This is a genomic window from Streptomyces coelicoflavus (assembly GCF_045041415.1).
Taxonomy (GTDB): Bacteria; Actinomycetota; Actinomycetes; order Streptomycetales; family Streptomycetaceae; genus Streptomyces; species Streptomyces coelicoflavus.
The window spans coordinates 6,926,227-6,950,836 of the sequence record NZ_CP108218.1; the positions used below are offsets into that span (position 1 = coordinate 6,926,227).

Below are 24,610 nucleotides of genomic sequence, written 5' to 3' on the forward strand. Positions count from 1 at the left end.
GTGGCATCCGGGATCAGCCCACGCGGTACTGATCGTCACGGGCGTCGGTGAGGAACATCTGCCCCGGCGCGTGGGTGAGCGCGAAGGGCGGCCGCGAGGCCATGACCGCCGCCTGCGGGGTCACACCACAGGCCCAGAACACGGGAATGTCGTCCGGCTCGCGCTCCACCGCGTCGCCGAAGTCGGGCCGGTCCAGGTCGGCGACGCCGAGCGCCGACGGGTCCCCGCAGTGGACCGGGCTGCCGTGCACCGCCGGGAGCAGGCTGCTCTCGCGGATCGCCGCCGACAGATGCGCCGGCGGCACGGGACGCATCGACACCACCATCGGCCCGTGCAGCCGCCCGGCCGGACGGCACCGGCGGGAGGTCACGTACATCGGGACGTTGCGGCCCTGCTCGACGTGCCGGATGGGGACACCCGCCGCCGCCAGCGCCCACTCGAAGGTGAAGCTGCAACCGATCAGGAACGTCACCAGGTCGTCCCGCCAGTACGCGCGCACGTCCGTCGGCTCGTCCACCGGCTCGCCGTCCCGCCACACCCGGTAGCGCGGCAGATCGGTGCGCAGGTCCGCGCCGTCGGCGAGCACCGTGGTCCAGGACCCGGCGTCGGTGACGTCGAGCACCGGGCACGGCTGCGGGTTGCGGGTGCAGAACAGCAGCATGTCGTACGCCCAGTCGGCGGGCACCGAGATCAGGTTGGCCTGGGTGTGGCCGGCGGCGACCCCGGCCGTGGGGCCGGTCAGCCCCTCCCGGAAGCGGGCCCGCGCCGTTTTCGGGCTCCACGCGTGCGCGTCCCCGTCGAGGAGGACGAGCGGCCGGTCCCCGGTCGCGGGGTGCGGGTGGTTCATGCCAGTTCCCTTCCGCGCGTCTCCGGCAGCCCCAGCAGAGCCAGCGCCGCGATGCCGTAACCGATGGCGCCGAAGACCAGCGCGCCGCCCACGCCCCAGCTGTCGGCCAGGAAGCCGACGGTGGTGGGGAACACGGCGCCCACGGCGCGCCCGGTGTTGTACGTGAAGCCCTGCCCCGCGCCCCGTACCGCCGTCGGGTACAACTCGCTCAGATACGAACCGAACCCGCTGAAGATGGCCGACATGCAGAAGCCGAGCGGGAAACCCAGCACCAGGAGCAGGGTGTTGGCGCCGTCGGGGATGTTCGCGTACGCCAGGATGCAGACCGCCGACAGCAGCGCGAAGAGCCAGATGTTGCGCCGGCGGCCCAGCACGTCGGTCAGATGACCGCCGGTGAGGTAGCCGATGAAGGCGCCCGAGATGAGGAACGTCAGGTAGCCGCCGGTGCCGACGACCGACAGGTCGCGCTCGTCCTTCAGGTACGTCGGCACCCAGGTGGCGAGGGTGTAGTAGCCGCCTTGGACACCGGTGGAGAGCAGGCTCGCGAAGAGCGTGACGCGCAACAGGCCGGGGGAGTCCGCCGTGCCCGGCTTGAAGATCGCCCGGAACGAGCCCTTGCCCGCGCCCTTCTCGCGCACCTCCGCGGCCCTGGGCGCGTCGTGGACACTGCGCCGCACCCACACCACGAGCAGCGCCGGGAGCGCGCCCGTCCAGAACATGACGCGCCAGGCCAGGTCGTCCCCGGCCAGCGAGAACACCAGCGTGTACACGACCACCGCGAGCGCCCAACCGACGGCCCAGGAACTCTGGACCGCGCCGAGCGTACGCCCCCGGTGCCTGGTGCTCGCGTACTCGGCGACCAGGATGGCGCCGACCGCCCACTCGCCGCCGAAACCGAGGCCCTGGAGGGCGCGGAAGACGAGCAGCGTCTCGTAGTTGGGCGCGAAGCCGCAGGCCACCGTGAACACGGCGTAGGTGATCACGGTGAGCAGCAGCGCCCTGACCCGGCCGACCCGGTCGGCCAGTACACCGGCGAGCGCGCCGCCGACCGCCGAGACGACCAGGGTGACCGTCGTCAGCAGCCCGGTCTGGCCGCTGTCCAGGCCGAAGTGGGCGGCCAGCGCGACCATGGTCAACGGCAGCGTGAAGTAGTCGTACGAATCGAGGGCGTAACCGCCGAACGCGCCGCCGAAGGCGCGGCGGCCCCGCGGGCCGAGAGCCCGCAGCCAGCCGAACGGGCCGTCGTCAGGGGTGTGTCCGGGTACGCCGGAAGGGCGGGTGCCGGCGGGCGGGGCCTGGGGTGGAGGGGGCGTGCTCATGGTGCACCTCGCAGTGGGAGGACGGAGGGTGCTGGTCGAGCGGTGCTTGAGGGCACCGTAGGGGATCGTTCAACGATCCCTCAATACCCCTGTTGTTTCGTTCTGGTATCTGCGATTGAATTCCGGGCATGGCAGAGCAGTTGACGGGACTGGCCGACGACCGTGCCCTCCTCGGGCGTACCAGCACCGCCGAGCGGGTCTCGGACATCCTCAGGAGCCGCATCGCGGAGGGCTACTTCCCACCCGGGACCCGGCTGTCGGAGGACAGCATCGGCGGCGCCCTCGGCGTCTCCCGCAACACCCTGCGCGAGTCGTTCCGCCTGCTCACCCACGAACGCCTGCTCGTCCACGAGCTGAACCGGGGTGTCTTCGTCCGCGTCCTGACGGTCGAGGACGTCGAGGACATCTACCGCACCCGCTCCCTCGTCGAGTGCGCCGTCGTCCGCGGCCTGGGCGAGCCGCCGTACCCGCTGGACGGGCTCGCCGAGGCCGTCCAGGACGGGCGCCGGTCGGCCCGTGAAGGTGACTGGAAAGGCGTGGGTACCGCCAACATCCACTTCCACCGGGAGCTGGTCGCCCTCGCCGGCAGCGAACGCACCGACGAACTGATGCGCAGCGTCTTCGCCGAACTGCGCCTCGCCTTCCACGTCGTGGACGACCCGCGACGCCTGCACGAGCCGTACATCGCCCGGAACGCGGAGCTCCTCGCGACCCTGGAGAGCGGTGACCGGGAGGCGGCGGCCCGATTGCTGGCGGTCTACCTCGAGAACTCGCTCAAGCGCGTCGTGGAGGTCTACCTGCGGCGGGTCGGGGACGAGGGGTAGGCCGGGGCCGCACGGCGGCCGGACACCGTGTCGCCCAGGGGCCCATCTGCGTCGTTTGGGCCGATGTCAGACCGAGGATCTAGTCTGTGCACCGTGACTTCGCCTGCATCGACGGACAGCGTTCCGCCCCAGCTCAGCGCGGGGCCGCGCCCCGCACCGGGCCCGGCCGCCGACGAGGGGCTGGCGCGGCGGCTGCGCGCGCTCGCCTGCACGGCGCCGCTGCACGACCTCGACGCACGCAAGGCCAACCTCGCCGGCGAGTACTCGGTCTACGGCATGGCGGAGGTCGCCCTGGCCGCCATCGACCTCGTCACGCTGAACATGGACTTCGACACCGGCGCCGACCACGACCAGATAGTGGCCAGGCTGATCCCGCGCGTCGCCGCCCAGGCCCCGCGCCGCCCCGCCGCCGAGCACGAGCGGGTGGCCCGCTGGGTCCTGGAGAACCTGATCAACGTCGGCAGCGTCGACCGCGGCTTCCGCGCGGTGTACGGCACCTTCGGCCCCGACGGCACCTACGTCCGCCGCGACTACGACTTCAAGCTGCTCGAGGAGGTTCCGGGGCCCGGCGGCACCGTCTACCTGCGCACCACGGACGAGGCGGTCAACGTCCTCGTCGGTGCCCTGGACACCGACGTCACCAGCGCCCAGATCGCCGCCGAGGTCAAGCTCGAGGTGCTGATCAGCCGCGGCCGCCTCGCCGACGCCCAGCTCGCCGCCGAACAGGCCCGGTACCGGACCGTGCAGTACTCCGAGACCCTGCGCAGGGCCCTGGACGCCACACGGCGCAACGTCCGCGCGGTGGACTGGCTCAGCGCCGTCCCCGACATGATCGCCGAGGCCCTGGACCACGTCGCCGACCGGTACCGGCACGAGAACGCGATCCTCACCAACATCCGCAAGGCCCGCGACGAGACCGAGGACGCCGAGCACAAGCGCCGCGCCGCCGAGCTGGTCGACATCGTCAAGGACTGCATCCGCCGCCACACCCAGCTCCAGTCCCGCCTCCTGGAGGCCGGCCCACTCTTCCGCGCCGAACAGGACCGGCAGGCCTTCGCCACCCCCCTGACCACCTCCGGCCTCGACCTGTACGGCCATCTCGTCGCCCCGGTCCTGCCGTTGCCCGTCGAGCGGGCACTCCGGGTGACCGACGCCTTCTTCGCCCGCGGCACCGGGCTGCGCACGCCCGTCTCCGTGCGGGTCGGCGACCTCGTCGACCTACTCCTCACCCCGCCGGTGGAGCGGGAGCACCTGGGCGCCGAGATGCCGGAACCCGACCTGATCGCCACCCCGGACGACAGCCGCTTCAGCGAGGACCAGCTCGCCGCCGCCATGGAGCTGCTCGACCTGCCGCACGACGCCCCGCGCCGGCTGTCGGGGCTGCTGGCCGACGCCCGCGCCCGCGACGCCGAACTGCCGTACCTCGTCGCCCTGCTCGCCGTCCACGCGGCCAGCCCGCCGGTCGGTACCGCCTACCGCCAGGGCGAGCCGAAGCTCCTGTTCGCCGTGGACGACGGCACCGAGCTGGACGACCCCGAGTTCGGCGGCGCCGACCTCATCGTCGGCACGGCGCTGCTGGACGCGGCGGGCATGGCCGCGGACCGGACGGAGGCGGCATGACGACCGGCCCGCACCCCGCCTCCGGGGGCCTGATCCGTCGCCGGCCCCGCCGTCCGGCCCGGCACCGCACCACCAAACACCAGCAGCAGCACCTGCACCAGCACAGCGAGGAGTACCGACCGTGACCGAGCACGTCGACCGGAGCGAACCGGAGGCGGGTGCCGCGCCGGCCACCGCGGCCGTCACGCCCGCCGACGCCGCCGACGCGGCGCGGCTCGTCGCCTTCGGCCTCCAGCCCAAGCTGCTGCCCGCCCGCGACCAGGAGTACGCCGACCTGCTGCGCCGCCACCGCGAGGACCCGCCCTTCGCACGGCTGGCCGACGCCGTGGCGGCCGGGCTCGGGCTGATCGTCCTCGAGGTGTCCCCGCGCGCGGGCATGGCCGTGACCGCCGCCGAGGACTCGGTGTTCGCCGTCCGCATGGGCGACTACGCCCGTCGCGCCGCCACCGACTCCGGCGACCGCTTCCTGCACGGCCTCGCCCACCTCGCCGTGGCCGCCATGGCCTACCCCCGCCCCGAGGACCTCGCCGACGACGGCTACATCGGCCGCGTCTCGGTCAACGGCGTGGACGCGTTCGTCCGCCAGGCCTGCCGAAGGCTCGAGGAGCGGGCGGAGCAGCAGGGCGAGAACACCGACCCGGCCACCGACGCTCCGGGCCTGGAGTCCGCCTGGCGGATCTGGGTCAGGCGCAGCGCGACCGGCGCCACCAAGGACGCGCGCAGACTCCCGGGCTCCACCACCGGCATCGTCGGCAAGGCCGCCGCCTTCCTCACCGAGTCCGGCTTCCTCCAGCGCACCGGCGACGACCACGGCGGCACCTACCGGACGACGGCCCGCTACCAGCTCCAGGTGCGCGACATGGCGGGCAGCGCCGCCATGACCGAGCTCCTCGACCTCGGCGTCGTACCGGTCACCGACGGCACCGCCACGCTGCTGCCCGCCGAGGAGACGGACGACCTGGACCTGGTCGCCGACGCCGGCCTGCCCTTCCACTCCTCCTGAGTCCCCCCGACAGGCCGCATCCGACCGACCGCATCCGACCGACCCACCCGACCGCCGCCCCGTCCGAACGTCCCCGACCTACGAAGACTTACGAGAGTCCGCCATGTACGAGCTGTCCCGGGTCCGCCTCTACTCCATCGGACCCGCCGGTGCGCGCTACGCCGACACCGTGCTTGACCTGCGCGGTGTGGGCCGGCCCGTGCCCGACCCCGCACCCACGCAGGCGGAGTTCTTCGAGGAGGAGCCCGTCGGCCCGCCGCGCCGCCCCGCGCCCGCGGGCGTGCTCTTCCTGGAGAACGGCGGCGGCAAGTCGGTGCTCCTCAAGCTCATCTTCTCGGTGATGCTGCCGGGCCACCGCAACACCCTGGGCGGCGCCAGCTCCGGCGTGCTGCGCAAGTTCCTGCTCGCCGACGACTGCGGACACGTGGCGCTGGAGTGGCAGCACGTGCAGACCGGCGAGTGCGTCGTCGTCGGCAAGGCCAGCGAATGGCGCGGGCGGCAGGTCTCGGGCGACCCGCGGAAGTTCGCCGAGGCCTGGTACTCCTTCCGGCCCGGCCCCGGACTGACCCTGGACAACCTGCCGGTCGCCGAGGCCACCGCCGTGCGCCCGCCCGTGGAGGGCGCCTCCGGCGCGCAGGGCAGGCGGCGCACCATGAAGGGCTTCCGGGACGCGCTCACCGAGGCCGGCAAGGCCTACCCGCACCTCGAGGTGCACTGGGAGGAGATCCACGACCGCTGGAACGAGCACCTCGGCGACCTCGGACTCGACCCGGAACTCTTCCGCTACCAGCGCGAGATGAACGCCGACGAGGGCGAGGCCGCCGGCCTGTTCGCGGTCAAGAAGGACTCCGACTTCACCGACCTGCTGCTCCGGGCCGTCACCGACACCCGCGACACCGACGGCCTCGCCGACCTGGTCGGCGGCTTCGGCAACAAACTGGGCCGGCGCGCCGAACTGATCGCCGAACGCGACTTCACCGCCGGATCCGTCGACCTCCTGGGCCGGATCGTCGAGGCTGCCGAGGCGCGCACCCGCGCGCGGGACATCCACACCGCCGCCGAACGCCGCACCAGGAACCTGGCCCGCCGGCTCACCGCGCGCGGCGCCCGCGAGCGGGTCCGGGCCGGAGACCTCGCCCAGCGGGTCACGGCCGCCGCGTACGCCGTCACCCACGCCGAGTCCGCCCGGGACCGCAGTGCTCTCATCGCCGCCGAACTCGCCTACCGGCACGCCTCGCTGGCCCTGACCGGTGCCGAGAAGTCCGCCGCCGCACAGAAGCGCGAACTGGCCGACGCCCGCACCCTGCACTCCGCCTGGCAGGCCGCCGAGGCCGTCCTGCGCCACCGGGCCGCCGCCGACCGCGTCGCCCGAGTGTCCGCCGCCATCCAGGAAGCCGAACGGGACGCGGCCCCCGCCCTCGCCGCCCGCACCAAGGCCGCCGTCGACCTCGTCCGCGCCCTGCAAGCGGCAGCGGGCAAGGCCGAGCACCACGCCAACGAGGAGGAGGCGAGGTCCGCCGCCCTCCAGGAGGTCAGCGACGCCGCCCACCGCGACTCCACCACCGCCGCCACCGAGGCGCAGCGCGCCCGCAGTGAGGCCGGACACCTGCGCCAGCGCCTCACCGAGGTCGAGCAGGAGACCGCCGAGGCCGTCCGCGCCGGCTGGCTGGACGACAGCGCGCCCGACGCCGATCCCGCCCGTGCGGCCCTCGCGGCCAGCGACGCGGAGAAGACGACCGTCGCCGCCTGGGACACCGCCCGTGAGGCGGCCCGCCGGGCCACCGAGCACGCCCGTGAGGCCGCCGCCGCGGAGAGCCGCGCCGAACTGACCGCGGCCCGCGCGGCGGACGCGGCCACCGCCGCCGAGCACGCCCACGACGGCGAGCGGCGCACCGCCGAGGCACTGGCCGCGGAGGAACGGCTCGCCGAACTGCTCGGCCTGGCCGCCGAGACCCGCGCCGGCATCCCCCAGCCGCGCCGGGACACGGACCGCGAGGACCGGACCGCGGCAACCGGCACCTCCGACGGCGCGCTCACCCCGGAGGAACTGGACCGCTTCGCCGACGAACTTCGCGAACTGCTCGACGACACCGTCACCTCCGCCGAACGCCAGCTGTTCGACCTGCGCACCGCGGCCGCCGACGACTCCCGCATCCTCGGTGCCCTCGGCGACGGCGGACTGCTGCCGCCGGGACCGGACGTGCTGGCCACCGTCGAGTTCCTCGGCGAGCACGGCGTCCCCGCCCTGCCCGGCTGGCGCTACCTCGCCCAGGCCGTCGACCCCGCCGACCACGCACGCGTGCTGGCCACCCGCCCCGAGCTGGTCGACGGCGTGATCATCACCGACCCCGACTCGCACACCCGCGCCCGCGACATCCTCGGCGACGCGGCCCTGCTGCCGCGCTCCGCCGTCGCCGTCGGCACGGCCGCCGCCCTCCTCGCCCCGACCCCGGCTCCCGAGGCCGGCGCCGGGGACGTCTTCCTCGTACCGCCGAACCCTGCCATGCACGACGAACAGGCCGCCGACGAGGAGCGGCACGCGCTGCGTGCGCGGGCGGGCGAGCGGGACGAGGAGATCCGCACCCTCGCCGCCCGCCTCGGCAAGGACCGCGAGCTGGCGGCGAGGCTCACCTCCTGGCGTACCGGCTGCCCCGCCGGACGCCTCGTGGAACTCGCCCGGACCGCCGAGGAGGCCCGCGCCTTCGCCGAGGAGACCGAGGCCGAACTGACCGAGGCCCGCACCCTGCGCGCCGAGGCCGACGAGAGCGCCGCCGAGGCCGTCCACCTGAGGGACGAGCGGCAGGAGGCCGCGCAGAAGGCGCGCCGCGCCGCCGACGCCCTGGCCGGACTCGCCTTCCGGCTGCGCGAACGCGCCGGCTGGCAGGTCAAGGTCCGTGAACTCGCCGACGAGGGCGCCGAGGCCGAGGCCCGTGCCCAGACCTGTCTGGAGCGGGCCCGCGCCGCCGACGAGGATCGGCGGGCCGCCCAGCGGGCCGCCGACGACGCCCGCCGCACCGCCCGCGCGCTGCGCGCCGAGCGCTCCGAGATCGCCGGCGCCCCGGACGACGTACCCGAGGACGGGAGCGAGCGCGAGGACGGGAGCGGGGACGGCACCGGGGGCGGGACGGGGGCCGCGCCCGACAGCGGCAAGGATGGTCGCAAGGCGTCCCTGCCCGACCTCCGCGAGGCCTACCGCGCCGCCTCCCAGGTGTACGAGAAGGTCGGCGTCGGCGCCGACCTGCGCGCCGAACAGGCCCGCGCGGAGAGCGACGAGAGCGCCGCCCGCGCGGATCTCGACCGGCTCAGCAACAAGGTCCGCACCCGCGCCGCACAGCTCCTGGAGTCGCCCGACGGCTCCGACGGGCCCTCCCGGCAGGCCGCCGCCGCCCGCGCCGAGGAACTGGTGCAGCTCCTGGAGACCCGCATGTCCAGCGCGAGCGAACAGCTCGGCCGGCTGCGCGGCGAGGCCGAACGGCACGCGCCCGAGGACGGCGACACCCACACCGACCTGCCCGAGGAGCTCCAGCCGCGCGACACCGAGCACGCCCAGAGCCTGCTGCGCACGGCGACCGCCGAACTCGCCTCCCGCGCCGAGGCGCTGACCCGGGCCCGCGAGGCCCACGCCGAACTGCTCGACGCGCACCGCGCCGCCGAGGACGCGGCGGGCGGCTTCGACGAGATCGCCGCCATGCTCCGCGACCTGCTGCGCGAACACGCGGCCGAGGAGGAGCAGGACGAGCCCGATCCCTACGCAGGGGACCTGGAGGAGGCCCGCAGGGCCGCCGCCGAGGCCCGCCGCTCGCTGCGCGGCTGCTCCGCCGACCTGTCGGCCGCCGAGGCGGCCGTACGGGAGGCGAGTGACGTACTCGTCCGGCACGCCAACTCCACCCGCTACGAGCAGGTCCGCACCCCCGCCCGCCAGCAGATCCGCGAACTGCCGGCCTCCGCACTGCCCGAGCACGCCGCCAAGTGGGCGGACGCCTTCGCCCCCCGGCTGCGCGTCCTCACCGACGAGCTGGCGCAGCTGGAGCGCAACCGCGACTCGATCGTGGACCGGCTGCGCGGACTGGTCGAGTCCGCCCTCGCCACCCTCCGCTCCGCCCAGCGGCTCTCCCGGCTGCCGGAAGGGCTGGGCGAGTGGTCCGGGCAGGAGTTCCTGCGCATCCGCTTCGAGGAGCCCGACCAGGCCACCCTCACCGAACGGCTCGGCGAGGTCGTCGACGAGGCCACCCGCGCGGCCGTGAAGAAGAACTCCGACCTGCGCCGCGACGGCATGTCCCTGCTGCTGCGCGGAGTCGCCGCCGCCCTCCAGCCCAAGGGCGTCGCCGTCGAGATCCTCAAGCCCGACGCCGTACTGCGTGCCGAGCGCGTCCCCGTCGGGCAGATGGGCGACGTCTTCTCCGGCGGCCAGCTGCTCACCGCGGCCATCGCCCTGTACTGCACGATGGCCGCGTTGCGCAGCAACGACCGCGGTCGTGACCGGCACCGCCACGCCGGCACCCTGTTCCTCGACAACCCCATCGGCCGCGCCAACGCCACCTACCTGCTGGAGCTCCAGCGGGCCGTGTCCGACGCGCTGGGTGTCCAGCTCCTGTACACCACCGGCCTGTTCGACACGACCGCGCTGGCCGAGTTCCCGCTGGTCATCCGGCTGCGCAACGACGCCGACCTCAGGGCGGGCCTGAAGTACATCAGCGTGGAGGAGCACCTGAGGCCGGGCCTGCCCCAGCCCGCCCCGGCCGCCGAGGGAGAGGGCGAGGCGGTCCACAGCGAGATCACGGCGACCCGCATGTTCAAACGCCCCACCCAGTCGCCCGCATAGGCGGCCTGCGCACCGGAGAGTATGTCCCCGTCACGGATGTCACGGATGTCACGGACGTCACGGACGTCACGGCGGTCACGGACGGCCGGGCGACCGTCGCCCGGCCGCTCAGGGATGCGACAGCTGTCCCGCGCCGCCCCGCCGGCCTATCCGCTCCCGGCCCCCGTCGGCGGCCCGGGCCTGCCGCCGCACCCGGCGACGCTCACGGCGCACGGCCCGCGCGGTGCTGCTCGGCGCCGACACCACACCGTGCCGCTGGTTCCACACCTGCCGTGTCACCCACACGTCCAGCACGCCCCAGGTGGCCACCACCGTGCCCGCGACACTCGCGAGCACCATCGGGAACGCCAGCCAGGACTCCGCCAGGGTGCACAGGAAGGCCACCATCGCCAGTATCAGCGTCACGGCGACGACGAGTACCGCCCGCACGGCCGCCGTACGCACCGGATCCGGCATCCGCCGACGCCGTGCGGGCTCCTCGCTCCACAACGGTCGGTACCCGGGCCGCCGCTCGCCCGCCACGGTGTCCGCCCCGGCCGCCGGGACCTCCCGATCCGGCGCCCCGCACCGCTCCGCCGTACCCATCGACATGTCACTCCCCACCGCCGTCAGACAGCTCGCCCGTGCCCCTGGACACGGCTCCCCTCTGGCTGCCCGGCTTGCTCCGCTTTACGCCACCCGGGGGCGGGATGCGGCTCCTGTGGCCCATTCCGCCTCCGTTTCCCGTAGTGAAGGACGAACGACGGGTACCCAAGATTCCCGGAAATCCCGCGCAGTCGAAGAATTTCGGCCAATCCGCCCGTCACCCCGGAACCTCCGCCTCACATCCGTCGGCCGATCCGGGGGCGCAATCTCCCGCAATGACCGGACAACTGACCATCGCCGACCCCGGGTACGGAAGTTCGGCCTCCGGATGGGTCTTCGAGTTACCTGTGCGTCAGTAGTAGGCTCGCGCCGTTTGTTGACGCACATGTGAACCCCCATCACCCGGGGGTCGAGCTGGGGGAGGCCATGCGCTTTCGCGGGAAGTCGATCCGCCGGAAGATCGTGGCGCTGCTCCTGGTGCCGCTGGTGTCCCTGACCGCGATCTGGGCCTTCGCCACGGCACTGACGGGACGTGAGGCGGCACAGCTGTTCAGCGTCTCGACCGTCGTCGAGAAGATCGGCTACCCGGTCGAGGACACCGTCCGCGTCCTCCAGCAGGAACGCCGCCAGACCCTCGTCCACCTCGCCGACCCGCGGGCCTCCGACGGACTCGCCGCCCTGCAACGCAGCCGCAGGGCCACCGACGAGGCCGTCGCCGAGATCCGCCGCAACGCCGCCGACGCCGGTGTACGGGACGACCTCGGCCGGGCCGGGGAAGAACGGCTCACCGCCGTACTGGACGCCTTCGACGGCATCGGCTCCCTGCGCCGCAGCGTCGAGGACGGCACCGTGAACCGCGCGCAGGCGCTCGGCCTCTACAACCGCCTGGTCGACCCCTGCCACGACCTGCTCGCCAACCTCGACGTCGTCGACAACGTGGGCCTGGACAAGCAGTACCGCGCGCTCGTCAACGTCTCCCGCGCCCGCGAACTGCTCTCCCGCGAGGACGCCCTCCTAGGCTCCGCCCTGGTCACCGGCCGGCTCAGCCGCACGGAGACACGGGACGTCTCCGACCTCGTCGCGCAGCGCACCATGATGTACGACATCAACCTGCCGTTGCTGCCCGCCACCGAACGCGGCCGCTACCAGCGCTTCTGGAAGAACGCCTCCTCCGCCCCCCTCCGGGTCGCCGAGCAGGCCGCCGTCTCCTCCGACGGCGGCATGCCGCGCGGAGTCACCGCCAAGAGCTGGGACACCGCAGCCGGCAGCGTCCTCCAGGAACTCGGCGAGCTCGACGACAACGCCGCCGACCGCTACCAGGACCGCGTCGACCCGGTGGCCACCAGCACCATCGCCAAGGCCGTCGTCGCCGGGGCGCTCGGCCTGATCGCCCTCCTGTACTCCCTGTTCCTGTCCGTGCGCGTCGGCCGTTCCCTCATCCGCGACCTCAAGCAGCTGCGCCTGGAGGCGCACGAGGCGTCCGGCGTCCGCCTGCCCAGCGTGATGCGCCGGCTGTCGGCGGGCGAGGAGGTCGACGTCGAGACGGAGGTGCCGCGCCTCGAGTACGACCGGAACGAGATGGGCGAGGTCGGCCAGGCCCTGAACACCCTCCAGCGGGCCGCCGTGGAGGCCGCCGTCAAACAGGCCGAACTCCGCGCCGGCGTCTCCGAGGTCTTCGTCAACCTCGCCCGCCGCAGCCAGGTGCTCCTGCACAAGCAGCTCACCCTGCTCGACACCATGGAGCGCAGGACCGAGGACACCGAGGAACTCGCCGACCTGTTCCGCCTGGACCACCTGACCACCCGCATGCGCCGGCACGCCGAGGGCCTGGTCATCCTCTCCGGCGCCGCTCCCTCCCGGCAGTGGCGCAAGCCCGTCCAGCTCATGGACGTGGTGCGGGCCGCCGTCGCCGAGGTCGAGGACTACGAGCGCATCGAGGTCCGCAGGCTGCCGCGCGTCGCCGTCACCGGGCCGGCCGTCGCCGACCTCACCCACCTGGTGGCCGAACTCCTGGAGAACGCCACGGTGTTCTCGCCGCCGCACACCGCGGTCCAGGTGCTGGGCGAGCGCGTCGCCAACGGCTTCACCCTGGAGATCCACGACCGGGGCCTCGGCATGGCCGCCGACGCCCTCCTCGACGCCAACCTCCGGCTGGCCGAGACACCCGAGTTCGAGCTGTCCGACACCGACCGGCTCGGCCTGTTCGTCGTCAGCCGGCTCGCCCAGCGGCAGAACGTCCGGGTGTCCCTCCAGCCCTCACCGTACGGCGGCACCACCGCGGTCGTGTTCGTCCCCGACGCGCTGCTCACCGACGAGGCCCCGGACACCAACGGCGTCGGCTTCCGGCTCGACCGCCCCCAGCACATCGGGGAGAAGGAGCGGGAGGAGAGCCGTCGTTCCGCCCTCTCCCACGTGCCCGCCCGGCTGGCCGAGCGGCCGGCCGCGATGCTGGACGGCCCGGTCGAACTGGAGGCCCCCGTCGACCTCGACGCCCTCGACCTGCCGGGCGTACTCGACGAGCAGGACGGCGAACGCGGCGGCCTGTTCCGCCCGCGCCGCTCACTGGTCGCGGCCGACGACGACCAGGCGGCCCGCCGACCGGAGCGACGCCACCCCGGGCCCCGCCGCGGCGACGGCCCGGCCGAGGACGGGGCCGGGGCCGGGGCGAACGAACCGGTCGGGCTGCCGCGCCGCCGAACCCCCAAGCTGGTCAGCTCGCACGGGCGCCCGGTCCCCGAACGGCCCGCCCGGGACACCGCCGGCGAGTCGCCCGCGGCCGGCCCGGACCGGACCGAGCGGCCGGCCGTACCCCCGGCCCGGGCGGACGAACTCCCGGCCCTGCCCGCCCGCCGCCGGGGAGACCGCGCCGCCGACCGCACCGGCGACCGCACCGAGAGCCCCGCCGACGGCCGCGGCGGCGACGTGTCCCGTACACCGCAGGACGCCGCCTCCGCACACACCGACCCCGGCGCGCTGCCCCGGCGCGTACGGCAGGCGAACCTGGCACCTCAGCTGCGGCAGAGTCCCGAACCGCCCGCCGAGAGCCGCTCCGGCCCCGCCGACCGCGACGCCGACGAGGTACGCAGCCGTATGGCCTCGCTCCAGCGCGGCTGGCAGCGCGGCCGCAAGGAGAACGCCGCGGGCGACGACCCGCCCGACGGCACAGCACCATCAGCACCACGAGGAACGACTAAGGGGGACGGTCGATGACCGCACCGAAGACGACCGGCCACACCGCGACCAAGTCCGGGGAGCTGAACTGGCTCCTCGACGACCTGGTGGACCGCGTCGCGAGCATCCGCAAGGCCATCGTCCTGTCCGGCGACGGGCTGGCGACGGGCGTGTCCAAGGACCTCACCAGGGAGGACAGCGAACACCTGGCCGCCGTGGCCTCCGGGTTCCACAGCCTCGCCAAGGGCGTGGGACGGCACTTCGAGGCGGGCAGCGTCCGGCAGACCGTCGTCGAACTCGACGAGGCCTTCCTGTTCGTCACGGCCGCCGGCGACGGGAGCTGCCTGGCCGTCCTCTCCGACGCCGACTCGGACGTCGGACAGGTCGCCTACGAGATGACCCTGCTCGTCAAGCGGGTCGGCGTGCACCTGGGCACCGCGCCGCGCACCGATCTGCCCTCCGGCGGGTAAGTGGGATGACATGAGCGCAGACGGTCAGGGAAGAAACCACTGGTTCGACGACGAGGCCGGCCCCGTCGTCCGTCCGTACGCCATGACGCGCGGCCGCACCACCAGCGCGGCCCAGCACCGCCTCGACCTGATCGCGGTGGTCGTCACGGAACCCCACGCGGACGATCCGGAGGCGGACGTCACCCTCTCCCCGGAGCATGTGGACATCGTCGGCCTGTGCCGCGACGCTCCGCAGTCGGTCGCCGAACTCGCCGCCGAACTCGACCTCCCCATCGGGGTGGTGCGGGTCCTGGTCGGCGACCTCGTGGACGGCGAACTCGTCCACGTGAACCGGCCCGTGCCCCCGGCCGAACTGCCGGACGAGAACATCCTGCGCGACGTGATCAACGGGTTGAGGGCACTGTGAACCGGCCCCCGGACACATCGGGCGGCACGTTAAGGAGAAGAGATCGATGATCTTCGGGCGTTCTCAGCGCGGCAAGCCGCCGGTCGAGCCCGTCACGCTGAAGATTCTGGTGGCCGGCGGGTTCGGCGTGGGGAAGACCACCCTCGTCGGCGCGGTCAGCGAGATCAGGCCGCTGCGCACCGAGGAACTGCTCACCGAGGCAGGCCGCCCCGTCGACGACGTCAGCGGCGTGGAGGGCAAGCACACCACCACGGTGGCCATGGACTTCGGGCGGATCACCCTGCGCGAGGACCTGGTCCTCTACCTCTTCGGCACGCCGGGCCAGGAGCGGTTCTGGTTCATGTGGGACGAGCTGTCCGAGGGCGCGCTGGGCGCCGTCGTGCTGGCCGACACCCGGCGCCTGGAGGACTGCTTCGCCGCCGTCGACTACTTCGAGCGCCGCTCCATCCCGTTCGTGATCGGCGTCAACTGCTTCGAGGGATCGGCGCGCTACCCGGCCGAGACCGTCCGCCAGGCGCTCGACCTCGACGAGGACGTACCCCTGGTGATGTGCGACGCCCGGGGCCGGGAGTCCGTCAAGGAGGTCCTCATCGGCGTCGTCCAGCACGCGATGGCCCAGGCGGCGGACCGCCGCAGCGCCGTCCCGACCTGAGCGAGCACGGCAGGGGGGCGCCGACGCGCGACCGCGCCGAACGGCCCGGCGCGTCGCCGGGCCGCCCCCTTCCCCCGTGGCGCCCAACCCTGGTAGATGCAGGGGACATGACACGACTCTCCACCGCGCTCCGCGGTCTGGCCACCGCCGTCGCCGCTCTGTTCGCCGTCACAGCCGTCCCCGCCTCCGCGCAGGCACGGCCCGAACCGAGGGCCCCGGAGGACTTCGTGGCGCTGCGCAGCGTCGACCCGACGATCATCGAGGAGATGCGCTACGCCACCGCGCACAACTTCGTGGGCGAGCGAGTCGACGGCTACCGGCAACCCCTGTGCATCCTCACCCGCCCCGCCGCCGAAGCCCTCCACCGCGCCCAGACCCGGCTGCTGCGCCAGGGCTACTCCCTCAAGGTGTACGACTGCTACCGGCCGCAGCGCGCCGTCGACCACTTCGTCCGCTGGGCCGAGGACCTCGACGACCAGAGGATGAAGGCGGAGTTCTACCCGGAGGTCGACAAGACCCGCCTGTTCACCGACGGCTACATCGCGGAGAAGTCCGGCCACAGCCGGGGCTCGACCATGGACCTCACCCTCGTGCGGCTCCCCGCGAAACCCACCCACCCCCATCACCCCGGACAGCCCCTGGTGTCCTGCTTCGCGCCGCAGGACGAGCGATTCCCCGACAACTCCGTCGACATGGGCACCGGCTACGACTGCTTCGACACCCGGTCACACACCCTCGACCCCCGAGTCCAGGGCGTCCAGCACGCCAACCGGATGCTGCTCAAGAACACCCTGGAGGACGCCGGCCTGGTGAACCTCCCCGAGGAGTGGTGGCACTTCACGTACAAGCCCGAGCCCTACCCCGACACCTACTTCGACTTCCCGGTCTCCGCCAGGTCGCTCGCCGGCCGTCGCTGACCGGCCTGCCGGAGCCGCCCCCTCCGCGATCGGATACAGTCCGCCGCGTGTCCGAAACTGAAACCTCCGTTCCCAACTCCGCGCGCGACTCCCACTGTTCGAGCTGCGGATCGCCCTACGGAGAGGGCGTCTCCGGCTGGCCCCGCACCTGCCCCGCGTGCGGCACCGTGGCCTACCGCAACCCGCTGCCGGTCGCGGTGGCCCTCCAGCCCGTGTACGACACCCAGGGCACCGCCCTGGTCGTCATCACCCGCACCGTGGCCCCCGCGCGCGGGGGAGTCGCCCTGCCCGGCGGCTACGTCGACGACCGGGAGGACTGGCGGCAGGCCGTCGTCCGCGAACTCAAGGAGGAGACGGGCATCGACGGGGCGAGCCGTGACGTACGGCTCGCCGACGCCATGAGCTCGCCCGACGGCCACCTGCTGCTCTTCGGGCTGCTGCCCGAGCGGCCCGCCGAGAACCTGCCGCCCTCCGCCGCCACGGACGAGACCGAGGGATGGCACCTCCTGCGCCGGGCGGAAGAGCTCGCCTTCCCGCTCCACACCCGGGCCGTACGGGCCTTCTTCGAGGGCCGCTACATCTGAGCGGAGCGCTCCGCGAGCCCCCGCACGCGGACCGGGCAGGACGGCTCGCTCACCCCGTCCTCGCCCGACCGCTCCACGACCACCCGCCGCCCCTCCCAGCGGGACACGTACCGTTCGATCTCCGCCTCCACCCAGCCGTCGCCCGCGTCCGGAACGACCAGCCCACCGCCGGTCCGCCCCCGCGCGGGCGCCCACACCTCCAGTTCCGGCGCGCCGTCCTCCCCACGCACCGGAACCACCGCTCCCGCACGCGCGAACACCGGAATCCGGTCCACAGGGGCGTCGACGAGCACCTGCGCGGGCCCCTCGTACGCCCGCTCCGTCACCACGTCGTACCAGCGTCCCCGCGGCAACCGCACCGCCCGCCGATCCGCTCCCGGACGCAGTACCGGGGCCACCAGCAGGCAGTCGCCCAGCAGAAACGCGTCCTCACAGTCCCGCAGTGCCCGGTCCTCCGGCGCCTGCCACCACAGGGGACGCACGTACGGAGCACCCGTACGCCGGGCCAGGTGCGCCAGCGTCACGAAGTACGGCAGCAGCCGCCGCCGCTCGACGAGCACCACGCGCGCGTGCCCGAGGACCTCTTCCCCGAACTCCCACGGCTCCCGGCCTCCCGCCCGCGGACCGGCGTGCGTGCGGAACAGCGGCAGATGCGCGGCCAGCTGGAGCCACCGCAGATACAACTCCGGTGAGGGCGCCCCCTCCGACCCGTACACATCGGCCCCCGAGTACGGCACCCCGCACAGCCCGAGCCCCATCACCCGCGCCAGCGCGGCCCGCAGCCCGGCCCAGTCCGCCGCCCCCTCCCCGGACCAGGTGCCGCCGTACCGCTGGAGGCCCGCCCACCCGGAACGGGAGAGGACGAACGGCCGCTCGTCGGGCGACAGCGCCCGCAAACCCTCGTACCCGGCCCGCGCCACGCACAGCGCGTAGACGTTGTGCGCCTCCCTGTGGTCGCCGCCCCTGCCCTCCAGCGCGTGCCGGGCGGACCGCGGCAGCGTCGGCTCCCCGAAGGCGGCGAACGACGTGGGCTCGTCCAGGTCGTGCCAGACCCCGGCGAACCCCTGCCCGAGCCGCTCCTCGTACAGCCCGCCCCACCACTGGCGCACGCGCGCGTGCGTGACGTCCGGGAAGACCACGTCCCCGGCCCGCCCCACACCCCGGACCACCGCCCCCGCGGCGTCCCGCACGAACACGTCCCCGCGCGTCCCCGCGTCGTACACGGCGTCGCCGGGTGCGGCCACCACCGCCGGCTCGACCGCCGACACCAGCCGTATGCCCTCCCTGCGCAGCTCCTCCGCCAGCACGGGCAGCTTCGGGAACCGCTCCTCGTCGACGGTGAACACCCGCCGGGCATCGGCGTGCCCGACCCCCAGGTGCACCGCGTCCAGCGGCAGATCACGCTCCTGGTGACCGGCCACCACCCGCCGTACGTCCTGTTCGTCGCCGGAACCGGACCGCGCGTGATGGTGCCCGAGCGCCCACGCCGGCGGCAGCGCGGGCGCACCGGTCAGCGACGCCCAGGACAGCAGCACGCGCGCGGGGGTCCCCACCATCACCCAGCACCGCAGCGGACCACCGTCCATCCGCAGCACACTGCGCCCCGGCCGGTCGTGCCCGGACCCCGCTCCCTCCTCGCCCTCCCGCAACGCCACCGTGCCGTCCCACGACGTGTCGTGGAAGAGCAGATGCGTCCCCGCGTCCGCCACCACCATCTGCACCGGCATCGTGACGGGCGCCGTGTCCCCGCCGGCGGCGCCCGCCGGACCGGGACCCGAGTTCCACAGCCGGTACGTGCCGTCACGCAACCGGGGACCCGTGGACCGCCCACCGAGCCCGAAGAAGCGGGCGTCGGCCGCCACCCGCGACCGCTGAGTCCAGCGCGCCGGCCCGCCGCCGGCCGGCTCCCACCAACGGGGCGGCAGATCATGGCGCAGGACCACACCACCAGGAGTACGCACCTCGACCGCGCCGTGCCGGGACACGGCCACCGTCGCCCGCTCCGCCACCACCCGCCAGCCGCCGTCCTTGTCCGGCTCCAGCACCGCCCGCGGATCCGGTTCGGGACAGCGGCCCGCCAGCGCGTACGAAGGCTCGGGACCGGCACCGTCCCAGCCCCAGAACACGGCGCCGTTCACCGCGACGAGGACGCGCAGCTCCGAACGCCCGAACCGGACGACACCGCCCCCGGGCCCGGGCTCCACCTCCCGCACCGACCCCGGCACCCGCGCCCGCTCCGCACCCCGCGGCGGCAGCGCGGCGGCGTCGGCACGCCGCCTGCGCCACGCCGCCCGCACCGTACGCAACCCCTGCGCCACCCCCGCGGAACCGACCGTCTTCATCGAACGCACCAGGTCACGACCGTCCATGCTGATCACCCTGCCATCGACCACCGCGCGCGTGGGCGTCGTTCAACTGCCGTTCACCCGGCACCGGACCACATCTTCATGCGACCGACTGCGTGGGGCGCCCTGGTGCGGAAGTCGATCACGTGGCATCGTCCCTGTCAGCCGCGTCACGCGCACACCCCAGCCCGTGCGCGGAGGACGCACACGACGCGCACAGTCCGGGAGCCGCACCATGTCGACCGAGAACCCGCAGCCACTCTGGCAGCCGGATGCACCACGCATCGACCAGGCACGCATCACCAGGTTCCAGACCTGGGCGGCCGAGCACCACGGCGCCCCCGCCGACGGTGGGTACGCCGCCCTGCACCGCTGGTCCGTCGACGAGCTGGACACCTTCTGGAAAGCCGTCACGGAGTGGTTCGACGTCCGCTTCTCGACCCCCTACGCGCGCGTGCTCGGCGACCGGACGATGCCCGGTGCCCAATGGTTCCCCGACGCCACGCTGAACTACGCCGAACACGCCCTGCGCGCGGCCGGCGCCCGCGCGGACGAACCGGCCCTCCTGTACGTCGACGAAACCCACGAGCCGACCTCCGTCACCTGGGCCGAGCTGCGACGCCAGGTCGGCTCCCTCGCCGCCGAACTCCGCACCCTCGGCGTACGCCCCGGCGACCGCGTCAGCGGCTACCTCCCCAACGTCCCCCAGGCCGTCGTCGCGCTCCTCGCCACCGCCGCCGTGGGCGGCGTCTGGACCTCCTGCGCGCCCGACTTCGGCGCCCGCAGCGTCCTGGACCGCTTCCAGCAGGTCGAACCCGTCGTCCTGTTCACCGTCGACGGCTACCGCTACGGCGGCAAGGAACACGACCGCCGCGACACCGTCGCCGAACTCCGCCGGGAACTGCCCACCCTGCGCGCGGTGATCCACATTCCGCTCCTCGGCACCGACGCCCCCGACGGCGCCCTGGAATGGGAGGCCCTGACGGCCGCCGACACGGAGCCCGAGTTCGAGCAGGTGCCCTTCGACCACCCCCTGTGGGTGCTCTACTCCTCCGGCACCACCGGCCTGCCCAAGGCCATCGTCCAGTCCCAGGGCGGCATCCTCCTCGAGCACCTCAAACAGCTCGGCCTGCACTGCGACCTCGGCCCCGAGGACCGCTTCTTCTGGTACACCTCGACCGGCTGGATGATGTGGAACTTCCTCGTCTCCGGCCTGCTCACCGGCACCACGATCGTCCTCTACGACGGCAGCCCCGGCTTCCCGGCCACGGACGCCCAGTGGCGCATCGCGGAACGCACCGGAGCCACCCTCTTCGGCACCTCCGCCGCCTACGTCATGGCCTGCCGCAAGGCCGACGTCCATCCGGCCCGCGACCTGGACCTCTCCGCGATCCAGTGCGTCGCCACCACCGGCTCCCCGCTCCCGCCCGACGGCTTCCGCTGGCTGCACGACGAGTTCGCCGAGAGCGGCGCGGACCTCTGGATCGCTTCCGTCAGCGGCGGCACCGACGTCTGCTCCTGCTTCGCGGGCGCCGTCCCCACCCTCCCGGTCCACATCGGCGAACTCCAGGCCCCCGGCCTCGGCACCGACCTCCAGTCCTGGGACCCGAGCGGCAACCCCCTCACCGACGAGGTCGGCGAGCTGGTCGTCACCAACCCCATGCCCTCGATGCCGATCCGCTTCTGGAACGACCCCGACGGCAGCCGCTACCACGACAGCTACTTCGACACCTACCCCGGCGTCTGGCGGCACGGCGACTGGATCACCCTCACCTCCCGCGGCTCCGTCGTCATCCACGGCCGCTCCGACTCCACCCTCAACCGGCAGGGCGTCCGCATGGGCTCGGCCGACATCTACGAGGCCGTCGAGCGGCTCCCCGAGATCAGGGAATCCCTCGTCATCGGCATCGAACAGCCCGACGGCGGCTACTGGATGCCCCTCTTCGTGCACCTGGCCCCCGGCGCCGCCCTCGACGACGCCCTCCTCGACCGCATCAAGCGGACCATCCGCGCGAACCTCTCCCCGCGCCACGTCCCCGACGAGGTCATCGAGGTCCCCGGCATCCCGCACACCCTCACCGGCAAACGCATCGAGGTCCCGGTCAAGCGCCTCCTCCAGGGCACCCCGCTGGACAAGGCCGTCAACCCCGGCTCCATCGACAACCTCGACCTGCTCCACTTCTACGAGGACCTCGCCCGCAAACGCGCCTGACCAGCACACCGACAAGCCGGCCGCCCCGGGCAGCGGCCGGCTGCCCGCGCCCGCCCGACGCCGTTGTCAGTGCCGCCGATTACTGTGAGTGAGCATTGATCAACCGTGCACAGGGGGAAACATGGCGCACACCGGCCAGACCGACCAGACCATGCGGCGCGTCCTGCGCCGCGAAATCGCGGGCACCATCGGCCTGCTCACCGACGAACACGACTTCCGCGCCATGCGGCGCTACCGCAGCTTCACCTTCCACGACCACGCCGCCTACCTGCGCCAGGTGGAAGCGCTCCTCCAGACACGCGCGGCACAGGGCACCCACACCACCGTCGCGCTCTTCGACCCGGAGGAGTACGCCGACTTCTGCACGGCGGCGGGCCTCGACGCCGACGCCCCGGCCACGCGCGCCCGGTTCACCGCCGAACTCGCCGCCCACGGCCCCACCGTGCCCTACGAGGGCCAGCCCCTCGCCGACCTGCTCCCGATCCTCGTCGACGAAGCCGTCCGCCAGGCCACCTGGGAGTACACGTCGACCCTCCTCGCCACCCTCGGCGGCTGCGCCACCTGCGGCGAGGACCTCGGCCGGGCCGCCTTCACCCGTGCCCACCGCCTCCTGCACCGCGTCCTCGAAACGGCCCCACCGGGCAGCCGGCACCTGGTCTGCAGCGTCAAGGGCCACCCGGAGGAGACCCTCGTCTCCGTCCTGCTCGTCGAGGAGGAAAGCGACGGCACCCCGCACATCGACGAGGCCGAAGCCCTGGAGTTCACCAGCGTCCTCGCCCTGGGCCTGGCGACCCACAGCCCCGGCGGACTCGTCATGCGCGTCAGCCCGCCGACCGGCCCCGACCGCATCCACGGCTGGCGCCTGCGCGGATACGGCCTCGAACCCCTCACGGCCGCCGAGGTTTTCGACGCCTACTGCACCGACATCGAGTCCGGCGACCTCATCTCCCCGGAATCCAACGTCGACTACTGCGCACCGCCCGACCTCGGAGACGACCACCTCCCACCGGGACACCACCACTGAACGCGGTCGGGGCGCCCCACCCGAAGGTGGAACGCCCCGCACCACTGCCTCAACGGCAGCCGCACCCGGCCGCTACTCGCCGGACAGCACCGCCTGCGCGGCGTTCCGCGCCTCCTCGGCGCTGTCCGCCGCCCGGGCGGCAGCCGCCGCACGCTCGCACTGCGCCAGCGTGAACTTCGCCAGCGTCGCCCGCACGTACGGCAGCGACGCCGCGCTCATGGACAGGGAGGTGACACCGAGACCGGTCAGCACACACGCCAGCAGCGGATCCGAAGCGGCCTCACCGCAGACACCGCAGCTCTTGCCCTCGGCCTTCGCCGCCTCGGCCGACAGCGCGACCAGGTCGAGCAGCGCGGGCTGCCACGGGTCCTGCAGCCGCGACACCGCACCCACCTGACGGTCGGCGGCGAAGGTGTACTGCGCGAGGTCGTTCGTCCCCAGCGACAGGAACTCGACCTCCTGCAACACCGAGCGGGCCCGCAGCGCGGCCGAGGGGATCTCCACCATCGCGCCGAACTTCGCCCGCAGCCCGGCCTCGCGGCAGGCGTCCGCGAACGCCTTGGCGTCCGCGCGGTCCGCCACCATCGGCGCCATGACCTCGAGGTACACCGGCAGCCCCTCGGCGGCCTTGGCCAGCGCGGTCAGCTGCGTACGCAGCACGTCCGGGTGGTCGAGCAGCGTCCGCAGGCCCCGCACGCCGAGCGCCGGGTTCGGCTCGTCGCCCGGGGTGAGGAAGTCCAGCGGCTTGTCGGCACCGGCGTCCAGCACCCGCACGACGACCCGGCCCTCCGGGAACGCCTCCAGCACCTGGCGGTAGGCGGTGATCTGCTTCTCCTCCGACGGCGCGTTCTCGCTGTCGTCGAGGAAGAGGAACTCGGTCCGGAACAGACCGACACCCTCGGCGCCGGCCTCCACGGCCGCGGGCACGTCGGCGGGACCACCGATGTTCGCCAGCAGCGGCACCTTGTGACCGTCCGAGGTCGCACCCGGTCCGGTCGCCGCGGCGAGCGCCGCCTTGCGCTCGGCGGCCTCCGCCGTCAGCCGTGCCTTCTTCTCCTCACCCGGGTTCACGAAGATCTCTCCGGTGCTGCCGTCGACGGCGACCACGGTTCCCTCGGGAAGCTCGCCCGCGCCGGGCAGGGCCACCACGGCGGGCACACCGAGCGCCCGCGCGAGGATCGCGCTGTGGCTGGTCGGCCCACCCTCCTCCGTGACAAAACCCAGGACGAGGGTCGGATCGAGCAGTGCGGTGTCGGCCGGCGCCAGGTCCCGCGCGATGAGCACATACGGCTCGTCGCTGTCCGGAACACCCGGCATCGGGACCCCGAGCAGACGGGCGACGATACGGTTCCGCACGTCGTCGAGGTCTGCCACCCGGCCGGCCAGGTACTCACCGGCACCGGCGAGCAGGGCGCGGTACGCGGCGAAGGCGTCGTACACGGCGCGCTCGGCCGTGCTCCCCACGGTGATCCGCCGCTCGACGTCGGCCATCAGCTCGGGGTCCTGCGCCATCATGGCCTGTGCCTCGAGCACGGCCTGGGCCTCGCCCCCCGCCAGATTGCCGCGCGCCATCAGATCGGCCGCCACAGCCTCCACGGCCTTGCGGGCGCGCCCCTGCTCACGCTCCGCGTCCTCCGCCGGAATCTGCTTCGCCGGCGGCTCCAGGACCGCCGTACCCATGTGCCGAACCTCGCCGATCGCCACACCGTGGCTCACACCGACGCCTCGCAGCGTTGTCTCCATCTCACCCGTCCCGATAGTGCGGCGGGTCCCGCCGCCGCGGTGGTTGTCCTGCCGGCCGTCGATGCC

Annotated in this window: 18 protein-coding genes; 13 read left to right on the forward strand and 5 right to left on the reverse strand. The window is 73.6% G+C overall.

What is annotated here, in order from left to right:
- Nucleotides 1–13: 13 nt before the first annotated feature.
- Nucleotides 14–847, reverse strand: a complete 834-nt coding sequence (locus tag OHA99_RS31135) for a putative hydro-lyase (RefSeq protein ID WP_366473550.1) — start codon at nt 845–847, stop codon at nt 14–16.
- The gene (locus OHA99_RS31140) at nt 844–2,166 is read right to left on the reverse strand and encodes an MFS transporter (protein WP_153180800.1); all 1,323 of its coding nucleotides are present in this window, start codon (nt 2,164–2,166) and stop codon (nt 844–846) included. Before OHA99_RS31140 ends, OHA99_RS31135 begins: the two co-directional genes overlap by 4 nt.
- Before the next feature lie 128 nt (nt 2,167–2,294).
- Between OHA99_RS31140 and OHA99_RS31145 the strand changes: the two genes are divergently transcribed.
- The 5 genes from OHA99_RS31145 to OHA99_RS31165 all read left to right on the forward strand — a co-directional run bounded on the left by OHA99_RS31145 (nt 2,295) and on the right by OHA99_RS31165 (nt 10,435).
- Nucleotides 2,295–2,990: a GntR family transcriptional regulator gene (locus tag OHA99_RS31145; protein WP_405698439.1), complete on the forward strand. Its 696-nt coding sequence runs from the start codon at nt 2,295–2,297 to the stop codon at nt 2,988–2,990.
- 93 nt (nt 2,991–3,083) lie between these two features.
- Nucleotides 3,084–4,610 carry a hypothetical protein gene (locus tag OHA99_RS31150; protein ID WP_153180802.1) on the forward strand — a complete coding sequence of 509 codons (1,527 nt, stop codon included), beginning with the start codon at nt 3,084–3,086 and terminating at the stop codon, nt 4,608–4,610.
- On the forward strand, nt 4,607–4,735 hold the full coding sequence (locus OHA99_RS31155; RefSeq protein ID WP_265592415.1) for a hypothetical protein: 129 nt from the start codon (nt 4,607–4,609) through the stop codon (nt 4,733–4,735). Before OHA99_RS31150 ends, OHA99_RS31155 begins: the two co-directional genes overlap by 4 nt.
- Nucleotides 4,732–5,613 (forward strand): hypothetical protein, encoded by an 882-nt coding sequence (locus tag OHA99_RS31160; RefSeq protein ID WP_282883004.1) that lies wholly within the window; start codon nt 4,732–4,734, stop codon nt 5,611–5,613. Before OHA99_RS31155 ends, OHA99_RS31160 begins: the two co-directional genes overlap by 4 nt.
- Before the next feature lie 103 nt (nt 5,614–5,716).
- Nucleotides 5,717–10,435, forward strand: coding sequence for a hypothetical protein (locus OHA99_RS31165; protein WP_405698440.1), 4,719 nt, complete (start codon nt 5,717–5,719; stop codon nt 10,433–10,435).
- A gap of 108 nt (nt 10,436–10,543) precedes the next feature.
- Here OHA99_RS31165 and OHA99_RS31170 read toward each other — a convergent pair whose 3' ends face one another.
- Nucleotides 10,544–11,026, reverse strand: coding sequence for a hypothetical protein (locus tag OHA99_RS31170; protein ID WP_381507313.1), 483 nt, complete (start codon nt 11,024–11,026; stop codon nt 10,544–10,546).
- A 420-nt stretch (nt 11,027–11,446) separates the two neighbouring features.
- Here OHA99_RS31170 and OHA99_RS31175 point away from each other — a divergent pair, with 420 nt between their 5' ends.
- The 6 genes from OHA99_RS31175 to OHA99_RS31200 all read left to right on the forward strand — a co-directional run bounded on the left by OHA99_RS31175 (nt 11,447) and on the right by OHA99_RS31200 (nt 17,220).
- Nucleotides 11,447–14,230, forward strand: coding sequence for a nitrate- and nitrite sensing domain-containing protein (locus OHA99_RS31175; protein ID WP_405698441.1), 2,784 nt, complete (start codon nt 11,447–11,449; stop codon nt 14,228–14,230).
- Nucleotides 14,227–14,661: a roadblock/LC7 domain-containing protein gene (locus OHA99_RS31180; RefSeq protein WP_366473554.1), complete on the forward strand. Its 435-nt coding sequence runs from the start codon at nt 14,227–14,229 to the stop codon at nt 14,659–14,661. Before OHA99_RS31175 ends, OHA99_RS31180 begins: the two co-directional genes overlap by 4 nt.
- A gap of 10 nt (nt 14,662–14,671) precedes the next feature.
- The gene (locus OHA99_RS31185) at nt 14,672–15,067 is read left to right on the forward strand and encodes a DUF742 domain-containing protein (RefSeq protein ID WP_153180806.1); all 396 of its coding nucleotides are present in this window, start codon (nt 14,672–14,674) and stop codon (nt 15,065–15,067) included.
- A 46-nt stretch (nt 15,068–15,113) separates the two neighbouring features.
- Nucleotides 15,114–15,719, forward strand: coding sequence for an ATP/GTP-binding protein (locus OHA99_RS31190; RefSeq protein ID WP_153180807.1), 606 nt, complete (start codon nt 15,114–15,116; stop codon nt 15,717–15,719).
- A gap of 107 nt (nt 15,720–15,826) precedes the next feature.
- Nucleotides 15,827–16,636, forward strand: a complete 810-nt coding sequence (locus OHA99_RS31195) for a M15 family metallopeptidase (RefSeq protein ID WP_153180808.1) — start codon at nt 15,827–15,829, stop codon at nt 16,634–16,636.
- A gap of 47 nt (nt 16,637–16,683) precedes the next feature.
- Nucleotides 16,684–17,220: an NUDIX domain-containing protein gene (locus tag OHA99_RS31200; RefSeq protein ID WP_405698442.1), complete on the forward strand. Its 537-nt coding sequence runs from the start codon at nt 16,684–16,686 to the stop codon at nt 17,218–17,220.
- On the opposite strand, the gene OHA99_RS31205 is transcribed toward OHA99_RS31200, so the two are convergent.
- A complete protein-coding gene (locus OHA99_RS31205; protein ID WP_405698443.1) occupies nt 17,211–19,589 on the reverse strand; it encodes a glycoside hydrolase family 31 protein in 2,379 nt (792 codons plus the stop codon). The two genes, OHA99_RS31200 and OHA99_RS31205, sit on opposite strands and share 10 nt — an antisense overlap.
- A gap of 211 nt (nt 19,590–19,800) precedes the next feature.
- On the opposite strand from OHA99_RS31205, the gene OHA99_RS31210 reads away from it, so the two are divergent.
- Together OHA99_RS31210 and OHA99_RS31215 are read left to right on the forward strand one after the other, a co-directional pair.
- Nucleotides 19,801–21,777 carry an acetoacetate--CoA ligase gene (locus OHA99_RS31210; RefSeq protein ID WP_405698444.1) on the forward strand — a complete coding sequence of 659 codons (1,977 nt, stop codon included), beginning with the start codon at nt 19,801–19,803 and terminating at the stop codon, nt 21,775–21,777.
- 121 nt (nt 21,778–21,898) lie between these two features.
- On the forward strand, nt 21,899–22,801 hold the full coding sequence (locus OHA99_RS31215; RefSeq protein ID WP_153180812.1) for a hypothetical protein: 903 nt from the start codon (nt 21,899–21,901) through the stop codon (nt 22,799–22,801).
- 72 nt (nt 22,802–22,873) lie between these two features.
- Here OHA99_RS31215 and ptsP read toward each other — a convergent pair whose 3' ends face one another.
- Entirely contained in the window at nt 22,874–24,544 is a 1,671-nt protein-coding gene (ptsP, locus tag OHA99_RS31220; RefSeq protein ID WP_381501639.1) for a phosphoenolpyruvate--protein phosphotransferase, read from the reverse strand.
- Between the last annotated feature and the right edge of the window lie 66 nt (nt 24,545–24,610).